This is a genomic window from Streptomyces sp. NPDC006624, assembly GCF_040611555.1.
Classification (GTDB): domain Bacteria; phylum Actinomycetota; class Actinomycetes; order Streptomycetales; family Streptomycetaceae; genus Streptomyces.
On sequence record NZ_JBEXOM010000038.1, the window covers coordinates 1 to 14,825 of the forward strand.

Annotated in this window: 14 protein-coding genes; 6 read left to right on the forward strand and 8 right to left on the reverse strand. The window is 70.3% G+C overall.

Annotated elements, in window-relative coordinates:
• The first annotated feature begins 157 nt into the window (after positions 1-157).
• Both ABZY20_RS36180 and ABZY20_RS36185 read left to right on the forward strand, forming a co-directional pair.
• Positions 158-1,174 carry an SEC-C domain-containing protein gene (locus ABZY20_RS36180; RefSeq protein ID WP_356447619.1) on the forward strand — a complete coding sequence of 339 codons (1,017 nt, stop codon included), beginning with the start codon at positions 158-160 and terminating at the stop codon, positions 1,172-1,174.
• Between the two features lie 242 nt (positions 1,175-1,416).
• Positions 1,417-4,563, forward strand: a complete 3,147-nt coding sequence (locus tag ABZY20_RS36185) for a DUF3427 domain-containing protein (RefSeq protein WP_356447621.1) — start codon at positions 1,417-1,419, stop codon at positions 4,561-4,563.
• A 27-nt stretch (positions 4,564-4,590) separates the two neighbouring features.
• Here the strand turns inward: ABZY20_RS36185 and ABZY20_RS36190 are convergent, their stop codons facing one another.
• Complete coding sequence (locus ABZY20_RS36190; RefSeq protein ID WP_356447623.1) at positions 4,591-5,223, reverse strand: ATP-binding protein; 633 nt, start codon at positions 5,221-5,223, stop codon at positions 4,591-4,593.
• Between the two features lie 220 nt (positions 5,224-5,443).
• Between ABZY20_RS36190 and ABZY20_RS36195 the strand changes: the two genes are divergently transcribed.
• Together ABZY20_RS36195 and ABZY20_RS36200 are read left to right on the forward strand one after the other, a co-directional pair.
• Positions 5,444-6,289, forward strand: a complete 846-nt coding sequence (locus ABZY20_RS36195) for a helix-turn-helix transcriptional regulator (protein ID WP_356447625.1) — start codon at positions 5,444-5,446, stop codon at positions 6,287-6,289.
• Positions 6,290-6,490, forward strand: coding sequence for a DUF397 domain-containing protein (locus ABZY20_RS36200; protein ID WP_356447627.1), 201 nt, complete (start codon positions 6,290-6,292; stop codon positions 6,488-6,490).
• Positions 6,491-6,535: 45 nt separating this feature from the next.
• Here ABZY20_RS36200 and ABZY20_RS36205 read toward each other — a convergent pair whose 3' ends face one another.
• The 5 genes from ABZY20_RS36205 to ABZY20_RS36225 form a co-directional block, all read right to left on the reverse strand.
• Positions 6,536-6,889 carry a DUF6193 family natural product biosynthesis protein gene (locus ABZY20_RS36205; protein ID WP_356447629.1) on the reverse strand — a complete coding sequence of 118 codons (354 nt, stop codon included), beginning with the start codon at positions 6,887-6,889 and terminating at the stop codon, positions 6,536-6,538.
• Positions 6,890-6,932: 43 nt separating this feature from the next.
• On the reverse strand, positions 6,933-7,316 hold the full coding sequence (locus ABZY20_RS36210) for a VOC family protein (RefSeq protein ID WP_356447631.1): 384 nt from the start codon (positions 7,314-7,316) through the stop codon (positions 6,933-6,935).
• Positions 7,313-8,200, reverse strand: a complete 888-nt coding sequence (locus ABZY20_RS36215; RefSeq protein ID WP_356447632.1) for an alpha/beta hydrolase — start codon at positions 8,198-8,200, stop codon at positions 7,313-7,315. The genes ABZY20_RS36210 and ABZY20_RS36215 overlap by 4 nt, the downstream gene beginning before the upstream one ends.
• Before the next feature lie 92 nt (positions 8,201-8,292).
• A complete protein-coding gene (locus tag ABZY20_RS36220) occupies positions 8,293-8,781 on the reverse strand; it encodes a DUF2267 domain-containing protein (protein WP_356447634.1) in 489 nt (162 codons plus the stop codon).
• A 155-nt stretch (positions 8,782-8,936) separates the two neighbouring features.
• On the reverse strand, positions 8,937-9,359 hold the full coding sequence (locus ABZY20_RS36225) for an Hsp20/alpha crystallin family protein (RefSeq protein WP_356447636.1): 423 nt from the start codon (positions 9,357-9,359) through the stop codon (positions 8,937-8,939).
• Positions 9,360-9,517: 158 nt separating this feature from the next.
• On the opposite strand from ABZY20_RS36225, the gene ABZY20_RS36230 reads away from it, so the two are divergent.
• Complete coding sequence (locus tag ABZY20_RS36230; protein ID WP_356447693.1) at positions 9,518-9,820, forward strand: hypothetical protein; 303 nt, start codon at positions 9,518-9,520, stop codon at positions 9,818-9,820.
• Positions 9,821-10,179: 359 nt separating this feature from the next.
• Here the strand turns inward: ABZY20_RS36230 and ABZY20_RS36235 are convergent, their stop codons facing one another.
• Positions 10,180-11,721: an MFS transporter gene (locus ABZY20_RS36235; protein WP_356447638.1), complete on the reverse strand. Its 1,542-nt coding sequence runs from the start codon at positions 11,719-11,721 to the stop codon at positions 10,180-10,182.
• A 73-nt stretch (positions 11,722-11,794) separates the two neighbouring features.
• Entirely contained in the window at positions 11,795-13,135 is a 1,341-nt protein-coding gene (locus tag ABZY20_RS36240; RefSeq protein ID WP_356447640.1) for a DUF445 domain-containing protein, read from the reverse strand.
• 193 nt (positions 13,136-13,328) lie between these two features.
• Between ABZY20_RS36240 and ABZY20_RS36245 the strand changes: the two genes are divergently transcribed.
• Positions 13,329-14,663, forward strand: coding sequence for an SGNH/GDSL hydrolase family protein (locus ABZY20_RS36245; protein ID WP_356447642.1), 1,335 nt, complete (start codon positions 13,329-13,331; stop codon positions 14,661-14,663).
• Positions 14,664-14,825 lie beyond the last annotated feature (162 nt).

Here is a 14,825-nt window from a genome sequence, read left to right on the forward strand (position 1 = left end):
GCGGAGTGAAAGTGGGCAACCAGGACACCCAACACCGTTCGGGATGTCCGGCTGAGCATGAGCCCTGGCAACAGGACTCACTCCCGCTCAGTCTTTAGGAACGGTCTGGCCCGCGCATCCCTCACGCTCGTCACCGACCGGCAGTACGGTGTCACCCATGCGCCCCGACACGCCTGCCGAAAACGTCGACCACACCGCCGAGGCGGCACGCCTGGAGCGGACCGCCGGGCTGTACCCCGAGGACGCCGAGGCCCTGCTGCTGCGGGCGGCGGCCCACCTGGAGCTCTCCGGCGACCGCCCCACCGCGACCAAGCTCTACGACCGTCTCCTGTCCTCCCCCGAAGGCCTCGACCACCCCCTGCTGGTACGGGCGCTCAAGGCCTCGAACCTCTGGGAGTACGGCCACGAGGCCGAGGCCAGGGCGATCATCGAGGGCGTCCGGACGGCGGCCCCGAGGGACCCGGCGCCCTGGGTGATCGTCGCGGAGGCCCTGGAGCACCACGACGAGCTGGAAGCGGCGCACGACACCTTCACGGAGGCCGTACGCCACCTGCTGACGGACGTACCGCACCCCCCGCAGCCGACCCACCCCCTCCTCTTCGGCCGCCACCGGGTCCGCCGCATGCTGGGCCGCCCCCACGACGAGTGGGACGCCCTGGCGGACTCGGTGCACCACCTCCCGGTCTCCCTGGACGAGCTCCACGACCCCAAGCGCGTGTGGTCCCTCGGCTCGGAGAACCCGGCGGAACTGGAGGCGGAGATCCTGCGCCTGCGCGCGGAACTGGGCGCCTACCGCGAGGCCCTCTCCCGCCCGTTCCCGGTGGCGATGCTCCACTGGCCGGCGCAGGAGCTGACGGAACTCCTGGAGGCGTACCCGGCCCTGTCCGAGGAGTACCCGTCCCACTCCGCGCACCTGACCTCGATAGAGCACTCCCTGCGCGAACTCGCCGCCTCGGGCACCCCGAACCTCGGCATCGTCACGGGCACGGTCCCCTCCTACGAGGCCTTCGCAGCCTCGGAGGGCGCCTCCCCGAACGACCCGACCCTCCTCCCCCAGTACGCGACGACACTGGCGGCGAGGGGAAGGGCGGTGGCCTGGCCGCCGCAGGAGGGGGCGGGGTGCTGGTGTGGGTCGGGGCGGGGTTATGGGGAGTGTCACGGCTCTCCCGCCTGAGCTTGCGTGAGCCACCCACGGCTGGCCGCCGCTGAGCGGACCCGGCGGGTGCGGAATCGCTGACGCGTCCGCAACCGCCGGGCGGCTGGGCAGCTTCCACATCCCCGCGGGTCGGCCGGCTCGCGTCTCTCCCGTGCTGGAGCGGCCCGCGGGTGTCAGTGGTTGCTGTTACAACTGATCCCTGTCGCCATGGGCGAGCGTGCGCGTTGGGCGTAGAAGGCCGCGAAACAGGGGGAGCGAGCGTGGCGGAAGCAGGGGGACAGGCACAGCCGATCGCAGGTCTCTACGAGAAGCTGATCACCAGCGATGTCCGCAGCGAGTTGGAGCAGTTCACGGCCGCCGGCTGGAAGGCCGTCGACGCCGAAGTCACTCCGGAGTCCACCCCGCACGTCCTGGCTCGCTACATCAGCGAGGCCGTCAGCCGGAAGCTGAGCGAGCTTCGCCCCGAAGACCGAGTTCCGGTGGCGAACCGCGTCCTCGAAGCGCTGGCCGCCGGCGCCGCCGATGCCGGCGAAACGGCAGCGGCCAGCACCATCGTCGAGGGTCCTCGGCAGCTCCTGACACTCGCCCGGCAGGAAGCCCCAGGCGTCTACGCGCTGCGCCCCCTCACCCCTCTGTCCGAGACGTCGCTGATCACGAACTCCCCCGAAGACATCAGCCTGGGCGCCGAACTCCGAGCAGAGCTCGCCACGGCAGACCGCATCGACCTGGTCTGCGCGTTCGTGAAGTGGTACGGCATACGCGTCCTTGAAGACGCCCTGCGCGCCGCCAAGGAACGGGGGGTGCCGATCCGTGTCATCACCACCACGTACATCGGGGCAACCGACCGCCACGCACTCGACCGCCTCGTCCGCGACTTCGGGGCCACCGTCAAGGTCAACTACGAGATCCGTTCCACTCGGCTGCACGCCAAGGCGTGGCTGTTCAGGCGCCGCACGGGCTTCGACACGGCGTACGTCGGCAGCTCCAACCTCTCGAAGGCCGCCCTGCTGGACGGCTTGGAGTGGAACGTCCGCCTCTCCTCCGTCGCCACACCGGCCGTTCTGAACAAGTTCGAGGCGACCTTCGACGCCTACTGGAACGACTCCGCTTTCGAGACGTACGACCCCGACCACCACAGTGCGCGCCTCGACGAAGCCCTGGCCCTAGCGAGCGGCAGCACCTCCGGCCCCGACCTGAAGATCAATCTCTCGGGGCTCGAGGTACGTCCCTTCCCCTATCAGCGGGACATGCTGGAACGCCTCCGGGTAGAGCGCGAGCTCCGAGGGCGCGACCGCAACCTGCTGGTCGCCGCCACCGGCACGGGCAAGACCGTCATGGCCGCCCTGGACTACAGAAACCTCGCGAGGAGCTTCGACGACCGCCGGCCGACTCTGCTGTTCGTCGCACACCGCAAGGAGATCCTCAAGCAGTCCCTGCGTACGTACCGGGAGGTGCTCGACGACGCCTCGTTCGGTGAACTGCTCTACGGCGGCGAGGACCCCCGAGCGTGGAGCCACGTCTTCGCCAGCGTTCAGTCCCTCAACGTCCAACGGCTTGAGGAACTGGCCCCTCACCACTTCGACATCATCGTCATCGACGAGTTCCACCACGCCACGGCGGCCACCTATCGCCGAGTTATCGACCACTTCAAGCCCAGGCAACTGCTCGGCCTGACCGCGACTCCTGAACGGATGGACGGGCTCAACGTCCAGGACGAGTTCTTCGACGGCCGTATCGCCGCCGAGATGCGCCTCTGGGAGGCGCTGGAGAACGACCTGCTGTGTCCCTTCCACTACTTCGGAATCCCCGACGGCACGGACCTGACGAACCTCACCTGGCAGCGTGGCGCTTACGCCGACCAGGAACTCGGCAAGCTCTACACGGGTCATGACGCACGTGCCCGCATCGTCGTCAAGCAGATCCGCGACAAGGTCTCCCGGCCCGGGGCCATGCGCGCCCTGGGCTTCTGCGTGGACAAGCAGCACGCCCGTTTCATGGCGGACTTCTTCCGCAGGGCCGGTTTCCGGGCGACCGCGCTCACCAGTGACTCGCCAGCGGGAGAACGGGCCCAAGCCCTCGCCGATCTCAAGGGCGGAAGGCTCCAGGTCATCTTCTCCGTGGACCTCTTCAACGAGGGCCTCGACATACCCGACGTCGACACGCTCCTTCTCCTGCGTCCCACCAGCAGCGCGACGGTCTTCCTCCAGCAACTCGGCCGCGGCCTCCGGCGCACCGAGACGAAACCCGTGCTCACCGTCCTGGACTTCATCGGACAGCATCGGGCGGAGTTCCGTTTCGAAGAGCAGTTCCGCGCCCTGACGAATCTCACGAGGAACCGGCTCGTCGATCACATCGAGGGCGACTTTCCCCTGCTGCCTTCCGGGTGCCAGATCATCCTGGAGGGCAAGGCCAGGAATCTGGTGCTCGACAACATCCGCACCCAGCTCAGCGCGAACGTCAAGACCTTGGCCGCCGAGGTCAAGTCCTACGCCACGCCGCAGTTGGCGGACTACCTGCGCGAGAGCCGCAGGGAGATCAAGGAGCTGTACAAGAGCGCCAGCTCCTGGACGTCCGTCCTGCGCCGAGCCGGGTTCCTCACAGCAGCCGCTGTGTCCGGCGAGTCGGCACTCCTCAAGCGTGTCCATGCTTTTCTGCACGTCGACGACCCGGAGCGAGCCCATGCGTATCTCGCCCTCCTGGCCGATGACGCACCGCGCTACGAAGACCTGGACGACACGCACCAGGGCTACGCCCGCATGCTCTTCTTCAACCTGTGGGACAACGCCGGCGGCTTCACCAGTTACCAGCAAGGCCTCGACGCACTGCGGGACCAGCCCGCCGTCCGCGACGAACTCCGCCAGGTGCTGTCCTACGTCATCTCCCAGGCGGACCACTTCCCGCTGCCGCTGTCCGCACCGCACAGCCGGCTCCCTCTGAAGGTGCACTGCTCCTACAACCGCTCCGAGGTCCTGGCAGCCCTCGGTGTGGCACGCTTCGGCGGCCAGATGCCCCGGACGTTCGCACAGGGCGTGCAGTGGGTGGAGGACCTCCAGACGGACGCCCTCCTGATCACTTTGGAGAAGAACGAGAAGGATTTCTCGCCCACCGTCCGGTACAAGGACTACGCGCTGAGCCCCACGCTGTTCCACTGGGAGTCCCAGACCGCAACGGCCGCGAACTCTGCGACAGGCTTGCGCTATCAGCACCACGCTGAGCGCGGCAGCCACGTCCTCCTCTTCATGCGCCGCTACAAGTACACCGACATCGGCAAGTCCCAGCCGTGGATGCTGCTGGGCCCCGCCACCTACCAGGAGCACACCGGCAGCAAACCGATGGCGATCACCTGGCGGCTTAAGCACGCGCTCCCGGCCGATGCGTGGACGTATGCGGCCATCACCGCCGGCTGATGCTCGTCCCGAGGTGACGCACTGCCCTCAGGCGGCCTTCGCCTCAGCCTCGCAGTGCATCTGAGCGCGGTCGAGGATGTCATCGGGATCGTGGCCCCGCGCCGTAGTCCAGTGGAGCAGGTCAGCGATGAGCTCGACCGCCGATTCGATGAGGGCCACCTCTCGCCCTCGTCCGTGGTGGCCGGTCCCGCACGCTGCCTGCTCGTAGGTTTCGAGCGCCTGCGCAGCCCGCTCGACCCGCCGGCAACCGGCCCCGCCGATGAGCGGGATCTCGCACCAGACCGCCTTGCCCACCGCCGTCAGCACCGTGCCCCAGTCCACGGACACGGCGGTGAGCAGGTGCAGGCCGCGACCGGACTCATCACCGCGCCCCACGTCCCTGACGACCGGCACGGCCTGGCTGTTGTCGTGGACTTCGAGGCGTAGCCGCCCGCCCCTCCGCTCCAGGATCAGGGCCGCCGGCGCTCCCTCCCCCACATGTTTGACGACATTGGTCGCCAGCTCGGTGACAAGCAGTTCGGCCTCGTCCGCGGCGATGAGCAAGTCCCAGCACCTGAGCTGCCGAACCGTCGCCCTCCGCAGCAGACGCACCTCCGCGGCTGCCGCTGCGAAGGGCAGAACACAGCGGATTCGAGGCTCCGTGACTTCGTTGCAGGGCATGACGACTCCTCCCTCCCATGGCCACGCGGAGCGCACCGAGCCTCGCCGTATCCGTACGACTGCGCTGCGTAGCGACCGGACGAGCATGGCACAGAGAAATCTCACCGTGTAACTTCTCACCGGAATCGATCGAGTGAATCCGGTGGTAACCCCGCCTCACCGCTCCCTAGCCTGAGGGGCGTCCTCCGGGCTGAGGCCCGGCGCATGGCGAAGGAGCCGCATGCCCGAACGGAGCACCACACGACGCCGCCAACTGGGCGCCACGATGCGCAAGCTGCGCTCCCGTACGGGGATGACACTTGAGGAAGCCGGGCGTCTGGTCGGCGTCTCGAAGGCGACCGTCAGCCGGTACGAGACCACGGCCGGACCGGTCAAGTGGATCGTCGTCGACGCCCTCTGCCGTGAGTACGGAGCCACAGACGCCGAGCGGCGCGCCGTGGTCAACCTCGCCAAGAACGCCAGGGAGCAGGGCTGGTGGAGTTCCTTCGCCGACTCCATCCCGGAGAGCATGAACCTGCTGCTGACCCTTGAGGACGAGGCAGTCCGCGAGAATCACTTCTGCTGCGTCTACGTCCCCGGGCTTCTGCAGACGCGGGACTACAGCACAGCGCTGCAGAGGGCCAACGAGGTGCCCTTGGAGTCGGCGGAGATCGAGCGGCTCGTCGACATCCGCATGAAGCGCCAGGAGATCCTGAGCCGCCCCAAGCCGCTGCACTTGTGGGCGATCCTCGATGAGTCCGTGGTCCGCCGTGTCGTGGGCTCGCCGGCGGTCATGCGGGAGCAGCTCGACCGGCTCCTCGAGGCCAACGAGTCACCCCACATCACCCTCCAGGTGCTGCCGTTCGCCAAGGGGGCCCACGCAGCCGCCCTGGGCAGTTTCGTCATCATCGGCGGCCCCGAACCGGCACTCGACGTCGTGTACGTCGACTTCCACACGGGCTCCCTCTTCCTTGAGAAGGAGGAGGAACTGGAGCGATACAGACTTGCGTTCGAGTACCTGCGCGCACAAGCGTTGGACATGGAGGCCTCCTCCGCCCTGATCCATCGCGCCCGCAAGGAGCTTTGAATGTCCGCCGGTCCCCAGACAGCCCCCGAGCCGACGTGGTTCAAGTCGTCTCACAGCGGCGCCAACACCACCGAGTGCGTGGAGTGCGCCCACGTCTCCACTGGTGCGCTCATACGCGATTCCAAGAACGCGAGAGGTCCCGTGCTCTCCGTGGGGGACGAGGCGTGGCGTTGTTTCCTGAGTGCCGTACGGGGGCTGTGAACGGTCACGCACAGGCGCGCTGGACCACTGGTCGGCCAGACGTGCTCAGCGTCCCTTACCCGCCTCCGGCGGCAGGTGTCTCACCACGAGGGCGGCGGCTTCCCCCGGTGTCGCGGATTCGCCGAGCAGGTCCGCGTAACCGGGCGAGTAGACCTTGTACGGCGGTCCGCCGAAGAGGATGAAGGGCAGGTCGTCCTGGACCGGCTCGCGCCACGGCGGGGCGCTGCGCAGGAAACGCAGGGTCCCGTGAGTCGGGAAGGGGTAGAGGCCGCGCAGGCGCGGCTCGGCGTGCGCGGCCTCGGCCACGGCGGGCAGGGAGTCGTACAGCGCTCCCCGCGTGCCAGGCGTGCGTTCCAGGAGCCGGCGCCAGGCCGTTGCGGCGTCGGGAGCTTCGGGCATGGGCTCCATCCTCAACGGACCGGGGGCCGCTCACAACCGGCGTTCAGCCCTTCTCCCCCCGCTCGACGCAGAACTCGTTGCCCTCCGGGTCCGCCATCACCACCCACCCCCTGCCGTCCGGGCGGGTGCGGTCCGTCAGGATGCGGGCGCCGAGGGAGACGGCTCGTTCCACTTCGGCGGCGCGGGTGCGGCCGGTGGGGCTGAGGTCGAAGTGGAGGCGGTTCTTGACCGGCTTGGCTTCGCCGACCCTGACGAAGAGCAGGCCCGGCGTGCCGTCAGGGAGTTCTATCAGGACCTCGTCGTCGCCGGGTTCGTCCTCGTCGGAGATGGGGTGACCCAGGAAGTCCGACCAGAAGCGGGCCAGTTCGTAGGGCTCTCCCGTGCAGTCGAAGGTGATGTGGCGGATCGTGGGGTTCAGTGGGTTCAACGGGCTTCTCCCTGAGGGTCCTCGGTGGACTTGTCCTCGGAGGATCCTGGGGACGCGGGTGTCCTGTCGATCGAATTCCCGCGGTCGTCGAGGACGAACGCCGTCACGGCCTCGTACAGGCGGGCCGGCTGGTCGAGGTGGACGTCGTGGGACGCGTCGGGGATGCGGACCAGCCGGGTGTGCGGGCGGTGGGTGAGCATCGTGGACGGCTCGTCCGGGGGCATCGCGGTGTGCTCGGCCTGGACCAGGAGGGTCGGGCAGGTGATGCGCGACCAGTCCTGCCAGTACGCGGTGGTGGCCAGTTCGGCGACCGTGGCGAGGATCGTGGGGCGGTCGAAGGCCGGGTGCCAGCCGTCCTGCCGTCGCTCCAGGCCTCGCGCCCACGCCTCGTGGCCGAGGAAGGCCGTGGCCTCCTCCGGGGACGTGAAGGGTGTGGGCCAGCCGTCCAGCCAGTGCGCGATGCGGGCGGGGAGGTCGGGGTTCGGGCCTCCCGGGCCCGCCTCGACCAGGATCAGGGACTTCACCAGGTGGGGGCGGGACGCGGCCAGCAGCAGGGCCGTGTGGCCTCCCAGGGACTGGCCCAGCAGGGTCACGGGGGCCAGGTCGAGGGCCTCGATCAGGGTCGCCGCGTCCTGGACGTGGGCCGCGCGGGTCGTGGCCGGCGGTGTGCGGGTGCTGGCGCCGTGGCCCCGGGCGTCGTAGGTCACCACGCGGTGGCCGTCGGCGGACAGTCGTGCCGCGAGGGTGTCCCACTCGCCCTGGTGGCCCGCCAGGCCGTGCAGGAGGAGGAACGTGGCCGTGGGAGGTCCGGCCGGGCGGTGATCCTTCCAGGCGAGGCGCGTGCCGTCGGGCGTGGTGAGGATCGAGGACGTCGGGCCGTTCACACGGGGTCCTCCTGGTGTCGGCGGCTCGGGCGACGGCGCGACGGCCACCGTCGGTTCGTCACCGTGGTGGCCGTCGTACGCGGTGCAGGAGCCTACGACGCCGGGCTCAGGTCCGCCCGTCCGAACAGCAGGGCGTAGCCGCTGGGGAGTTGGGCGAGGATGCGGGTCGTCAGGTCGTCGCCGACCAGGGGCGGCAGCACGCTGAGGACGGAGCTGACGTCCCAGCGGGCGGTGGCGGGGGTGGCTCCCTCGATGCGGGCCGCGACGGAGTCGACGAACTCCGCGGCGGTCAGCCGGCGCGTGGCCGGGACCTGGGAGGCGATCACCCGGGCGGCCTCCTCGGGCAGGGCGCGGGCCAGGTCGACGCGTTCGTCACCGATGACGTGACCGCCCAGGGCGGACAAGACGATACGGGTGATGCGCTCGGCCTCCGGCCTGGTGGGGTACTGGCCCGATTCCCGTACCGCGTCGACCAGCCGGGTCCAGTCGCCGTCGTCGTGCCGGGGGTGCGGCGGGGCGGGGATCAGGGTCTTCGGGGCCGTGAGTGTCGTCGTCGCACGGGGCTCCGTCGTCACGCTCATCTGCGGGTCTTCCTCCGGGATCCGGTCCTGCCCCGCGCCGCCGGGCTCCGACGCCGGCGGGACGGGGCGCGGGTGGGTGCGGGCCGTCCCGCGGGGACGCGGTCGGGACGGCCCGGATGCTGATGCGTGAGTGGGTGAGTGGGTGGGTGGGCGGGTCAGCCGCTGATCTGCTTGCGCGCGTCGCCGCCCGTGATCTGGATGCGGCGCGGCTTGGCCTGTTCGGCCACCGGGATGCGCAGGGTCAGGACGCCGGCCTCGTAGGAGGCGTCGATGCGCTCCGTGTCGAGCGTGTCGCCGAGGAAGAGCTGGCGGGTGAAGGTGCCGGTCGGGCGCTCGGCGACCAGCCGTTCCGCGCCCTCGGGGGCGGGCGACTTGCGTTCGGCTCGTACGTTCAGGACGTTGCGTTCGACGTCCAGTTCGATCGTCTCGGGGTCGATGCCGGGGAGGTCGAAGTGGACGAAGAAGTCGTCCCCGGAGCGGTAGGCGTCCATCGCCATGGCCGAGGGCCGGCCGGTGGGGCCGAAGACCTGCTCGGTGAGTCGGTCGAGTTCACGGAAGGGGTCCGTGCGCATGAGCATCACGGGTCACTCCTCTCTTCAGGCGCTGTCTGCGATGCCCTACGGTCTGCGTCTTCTTATATAGCTCGGGAGAGGAAAGTTGACAACCCTGGGCTCAGGTTGAGGGTGGGTTAGCCTCGTGATCCCGCAGGCGTGGTCAGGAGGCAGGTATGGCGAGGGTGGCGAAGGTTCCCAGCGCGGTGGTCGCCGCGGGCGGACTGGTGGGCGGGTACGGCGTCGCCCGCTGGACCAGGCAGCGGCCGCTCGGCGGGGCCGTGCTCGCCGTGGCGGGGGTGGCGGCCGCGCGGCAGTGGCGCGAGCAGGCCGGCTCGGTGGCCGCCGGGGCGTTGTCGGTGGCGTACGTCGCCGCGTTCGCCGGGTCCCATCCGCTGGCGCGGAAGGTGGGGGCCTGGCCCGCCGTGTTCGGGGTGGCGGGGGCCGTGGGGCTGGTGTCGTGGGTGGTGGCCGACCGGCGCGGCTGAGCGGCCGGCGACTGACCGGCCTCGCGTACGACGGCTGACCGGCCTCGCGTACGGCGGCCGACCGGCCGCGCGGCGACCCGCGCGTCGCGCATACGCGTCGCGTCGCCCGTGCACGGGCCGGCCACCCGTACGCATGAGAAAACCCGGCCCTGGAACCCAGGGCCGGGTTTTCGATCGGAGCGCCGGGCAGGCCTTGCACCTGCATCTCCCCACAGGAAGTGGGGCGTCTTTCCTTGGACCACCAACGCATCGTCCGTCTGCCGGAGTTCGGCGAGCGGGCGCAGATCAACTATAGCGCAGTTCCGCCCGTGGCCCGGCCACCCGGCCGGGCCACGGGTCAGTCCCCTGTGCCGCTGCCCCTACGCCGTCGCCGGACCGGCCCCGGGGGGCGGACTGGAGCCCGGCCCTTGGGAGTTGGCCCCGCTGCGGACGCCGGACTTCGCCTTGCCCGCCGCCGCTGTCAGCGGCTTGGCGATGTCCTCCAGGGAGCGGCGTTCCGCCTTCACCGCGAGGAGCGCCGCCACCAGGCCCGCCAGGCACATCAGGGCCGCGCCGATCTGGAAGGCGAGGGTCGTGTCGCCGACCTTGCCGGTGCCCGTGAGGTCGGCGAAGAGCAGCGGGCCGCTGATGCCGCCGGCCGCCGTGCCGATGGCGTAGAAGAAGGCGATGGACATGGCGCGGGTCTCCATCGGGAAGACCTCGGAGACCGTCAGGTAGGCGCTGGAGGCGCCGGCCGAGGCGAAGAAGAGGACCACGCACCAGCACGCCGTCAGGGTGGTCGCGCTCAGCGAGCCCTGGTCGAACAGCCAGGCCGTGCCGAACAGGAGCAGGCCGGAGAGCAGGTAGGTGCCGGAGATCATGACCCGGCGGCCGACCGTGTCGAAGAGCTTGCCCAGGAGCAGCGGGCCGAAGAAGTTGCCCAGCGCGATGACGGCGAAGTAGTAGCCGGTGCTGCCGCTCGGGACGTCGTAGAACGTCGTGAGGATGGCGCCGAAGCCGAAGGTGATCGCGTTGTAGAGGAACGCCTGGCCGATGAAGAGGGAGAAGCCGAGGATCGCGCGCTTGCGGTAGTCGGAGAAGACCGTGCGGCCGATCTCCAGGAAGGAGACGCTGCGGCGCTGGTTGATGGTGAGCTCGCCCTCCGCGGGCGGCAGCGGTTCGCCCCTCTCCCGTTCGATCTCCCGCTCGATCCCGGAGACGATGCGTTCGGCCTCGTCGTCACGGCCGTGGATGAGCAGCCAGCGGGGGCTCTCCGGGACGTGCCGGCGGACCAGGAGGATCACGAAGGACAGGACCGCGCCGAGCGCGAAGGTCAGCCGCCAGCCGACGTTCGCCGCGAAGATGTCCGTGTCCAGGGCGACGATCGACAGCAGCGAGCCGCCCACCGCGCCCAGCCAGAAGCTGCCGTTGATCATCAGGTCGACGCGGCCGCGGTACTCCTTGGGGATCAGTTCGTCGATCGCGGAGTTGATGGCCGCGTACTCGCCGCCGATGCCGAAGCCGGTGAGGAAGCGGAAGAGGAAGAACCACCAGGTGTCGAAGGCGACGGCCGTCAGGGCCGTGGCGCCCAGATAGACCGCCAGGGTGATCATGAAGAGTTTTTTGCGCCCCCATTTGTCGGTGAGGCGGCCCCAGAACAGGGCGCCCGCGCAGGCTCCGGCCACATACAGGGCGGCCGCGATGCCGGTGACCTCCCCGGAGGTGATGGGCAGGCCGCTGCCGGGCTCCGACAGACGGCTGGCGATGTTGCCGACGACGGTGACTTCCAGACCGTCGAGGATCCACACGGTGCCGAGACCGATGACGATCGTCCAGTGCCAGCGCGACCACGGGAGGCGGTCGAGACGGGCGGGGATATCGGTGGTCACGGTTCGGCCGGTCTCGGCCTGAGCGGTGGTCATGGGCTCCCTCCTCATCGAGCGGAACCCGAGTCGGGTGCCCCGGACCTGCTGCTTCACGCACCGCGACGGCTCGTCACGCTCCCAGCGCGTGCGTCACCGTGTAGATCAGCAGGCCGGCCAGCGAGCCCACCACCGTGCCGTTGATCCGGATGAACTGCAGGTCCCGGCCGATGTTCGCCTCGATCTTCCGGGTGGTGTGCTCGGCGTCCCAGCTCGCCACCGTGTCCGTGATCAGGGAGGTGATCTCCGTGCGGTAGGTGGTGACGACGTAGACGGCGGCGTCCTCCACCCACTGGTCGACCTTGTCCTGCACCTTGCGCTCGGCGGCCATCCGGGAGCCCAGGGACAGCAGGGAGGCCCGCACGCGCAGCCGCAGCTCGCTGCGCTCGTCCTCCGCCGCGGCGACGATCATGGATCGTACGGCCGTCCAGGCGCTGGCGATGAGGTCCTGGACCTCGCCGCGGCCCAGCACCTCGCCCTTGAGCCGCTCGACGCGGGCCCGGGTGTCGGTGTCGGACTGCAGGTCGGAGGCGAAGTCGGTGAGGAAGCGGTCGAGGGCGCCGCGCGCGGGGTGGGCGGGCATGTCGCGCATCTCGGTGGTGAAGCGCAGCAGCTCCTTGTAGACGCGCTCGCCGACCTTCTTGTCGACGAACCTCGGCGTCCAGCCGGGGGCGCCGCCCTGGACGGCGTCCATCACGGAGTCGCCGTGCAGCACGAGCCAGTCGTGGGCGCGGGCGACGACGAGGTCGACGACCCGTTTGTGGCCGCCGTCGGCGACGACCTTCTCCAGCATCTTGCCGATGCCGGGGCCGATCTCCTGGGCGCCCGCGCGGCGGGTGATCGCCTCGCCGACCACGGCCTGCACGTCGGAGTCCCGCAGGACGGTCAGGGCGCCGCGCAGGGCGGTGGACAGCTCGGCGGTGACCCGGTCGGCGTGCTCGGGCACGGCGAGCCAGGCGCCGAGGCGGCTGCCGATGCCGACGGCGCGCAGCCGCTGGCGTACGACGTCCTCGGAGAGGAAGTTCTCACCGACGAACTCGCCCAGGGAGACGCCGAGCTGGTCCTTCTTGGTGGGGATGATCGCGGTGTGCGGGATGGGGATGCCGAGGGGGTGGCGGAAGAGGGCGGTGACGGCGAACCAGTCGGCGAGCGCGCCGACCATGCCCGCCTCGGAGGCGGCGGCGACATAGCCCGCCCAGGCGCCGGCGCCGGAGTTCTGGGCCACCTTGGCGAGGACGTAGACCAGGGCCACGAACAGCAGGAGGCCGGTGGCGGTGAGTTTCATACGGCGTACGCCGCGCTGTTTCTCCTCGTCCGCCGGGCTGAAGGTCGTCATCGCGCGGTTCACCGCGGCGCCGGGGCGGGCATGCTGTCCGCCGACGCCGGTCTTTTGTTCCACTTTCGTCCGTTCCATCCGCTCCACCCGTCCGGTGATCCCGCACACATTGTCCCTTCCTGACCGACTCCTGGAACGGAACAGGAGTTCCCGGCGTCTGTCGGGAGGGGGTATTGCCAGGGGTCCTGTGAGCTTCCCCCGGCCCATGACGCATCATGGGCACATCAGATCGGAGCCTTGGGCTCCCATCGCCCGAGGAGAACTGCACAGCATGACCCGAGGACGTGGTTACGCCCTCCTGGCCCTGGTCGTCGCGGCGATCGTGGGCCTTTCGACCGCGCTGTACGTCGGCATGGCGTCCGACCACGGCGCCCGGGGGCGGAGCGCCTCCGGCGACGGCCGCGCCCCCCAGAACCCGGCCGCCCCCGCCTCCACCGGCACCTGGGTCGGCACCTGGTCCACCTCCCCTTCGGGCGGCGAGCCCGGCACCGAGACGACCGGCATGGCGGACCGTTCCGTGCGCAACGTCGTCCACACCAGCGTCGGGGGTACGAGTGCCCGCATCACGCTCTCCAATCTCTACGGGCAGTCGCCGCTGAGCATCACGGGCGCGTCCGTCGCCGTCGCCGCGGGCGGCGGCACGCCCGCCGCGGTCCCGGACACCCTGCGGCAGCTGACCTTCAACGGCGGCCCGAGCGTGGTGATCCCGCCGGGGCGCCAGGTGATGAGCGACGCCGTGCGCATCGCCGTCCCGGCCGACGCGGACGTCCTGGTCACCACGTACACGGCGGCCGGCGGCGGCCCGGTGACCTACCACCGGCACGCCCGGCAGACCTCCTACGTCGCCCAGGGCGACCACACGCGGGACGCCACGGGCGCCCCGTACACCGAGCGGACCGGCGCCTGGCGGTACCTGACCGCGCTGGACGTGCTGAGCAACGAGGCCGAGGGCACGGTGGTCGTCCTCGGCGACTCGCTGACCGACGGCATCACCTCCACCTCCGGCGCCAACGCCCGGTGGACCGACGTCCTCTCCGACCGGCTGCGCGAGGAGATCGCCGCCGGGCGGGACCTGCCGCGCTACAGCGTCGTCAACCAGGGCATCAGCGGCAACCAGGTCCTGGTCGACGGGCTGGGCCGCCCCGCCGACAACCCCAGCGGGCTGAACCGCTTCGGGCGGGACGTGCTGGAGCGCACCAACGTCAAGGTCGTCGTCATCGACCTCGGCGTCAACGACATCCTGCGCAACCCGCGGCTGGCCGACCCCCAGGCGATCCTGGGTGGCCTGCGCACGATGGTCGGCCAGGCCCACGCGCGGGGTCTGAAGGTGGTCGGCGCGACCCTGATGCCGTTCCACGGCCACCGCGGCTACACGGACGCGCGGGAGTCGGTCCGGCAGACGATCAACGCCGAGATCCGGGCGGGCCGGGTCTTCGACGCGGTGGCCGACTTCGACCAGGCGCTGCGCGACCCGTACGACCCGCGGCGGCTGCGCGCGGACTACGACTCGGGCGATCATCTGCACCCCAGCGACAAGGGCTTCGCCCGGATGGCGGAGTCCTTCGACCTTCAGACGCTGAAGGGGTCGGCACCGGCGGAGCTGTAGGGGCGCCGGTCACGGCGGATGGGCGTTGCCGCCGGGCGGGCAGGTGCACAACGCGGCGCTACAGGTGCCGCCCCGAATGCCCCGGGTCGCCCGGGAGTCCCGGCCCGCCCGAGGCTCCCGGTTCCGCCCGAGCGGGATGGCTCCCCTCGCCCAACTGTGCCG

Excerpts from the sequence above, each read along its gene's own strand:
- ABZY20_RS36200 (WP_356447627.1), top strand. The coding sequence starts at position 6,290 with ATGTCCGCCGGTCCCCAGACAGCCCCCGAGCCGACGTGGTTCAAGTCG.
- ABZY20_RS36180 (WP_356447619.1), top strand. The coding sequence starts at position 158 with ATGCGCCCCGACACGCCTGCCGAAAACGTCGACCACACCGCCGAGGCG.
- ABZY20_RS36190 (WP_356447623.1), bottom strand. The coding sequence starts at position 5,223 with ATGCCCTGCAACGAAGTCACGGAGCCTCGAATCCGCTGTGTTCTGCCC.
- ABZY20_RS36220 (WP_356447634.1), bottom strand. The coding sequence starts at position 8,781 with ATGAGCGTGACGACGGAGCCCCGTGCGACGACGACACTCACGGCCCCG.
- ABZY20_RS36225 (WP_356447636.1), bottom strand. The coding sequence starts at position 9,359 with ATGCTCATGCGCACGGACCCCTTCCGTGAACTCGACCGACTCACCGAG.
- ABZY20_RS36240 (WP_356447640.1), bottom strand. The coding sequence starts at position 13,135 with ATGGAACGGACGAAAGTGGAACAAAAGACCGGCGTCGGCGGACAGCAT.
- ABZY20_RS36195 (WP_356447625.1), top strand. The coding sequence starts at position 5,444 with ATGCCCGAACGGAGCACCACACGACGCCGCCAACTGGGCGCCACGATG.
- ABZY20_RS36235 (WP_356447638.1), bottom strand. The coding sequence starts at position 11,721 with ATGACCACCGCTCAGGCCGAGACCGGCCGAACCGTGACCACCGATATC.
- ABZY20_RS36205 (WP_356447629.1), bottom strand. The coding sequence starts at position 6,889 with ATGCCCGAAGCTCCCGACGCCGCAACGGCCTGGCGCCGGCTCCTGGAA.
- ABZY20_RS36245 (WP_356447642.1), top strand. The coding sequence starts at position 13,329 with ATGACCCGAGGACGTGGTTACGCCCTCCTGGCCCTGGTCGTCGCGGCG.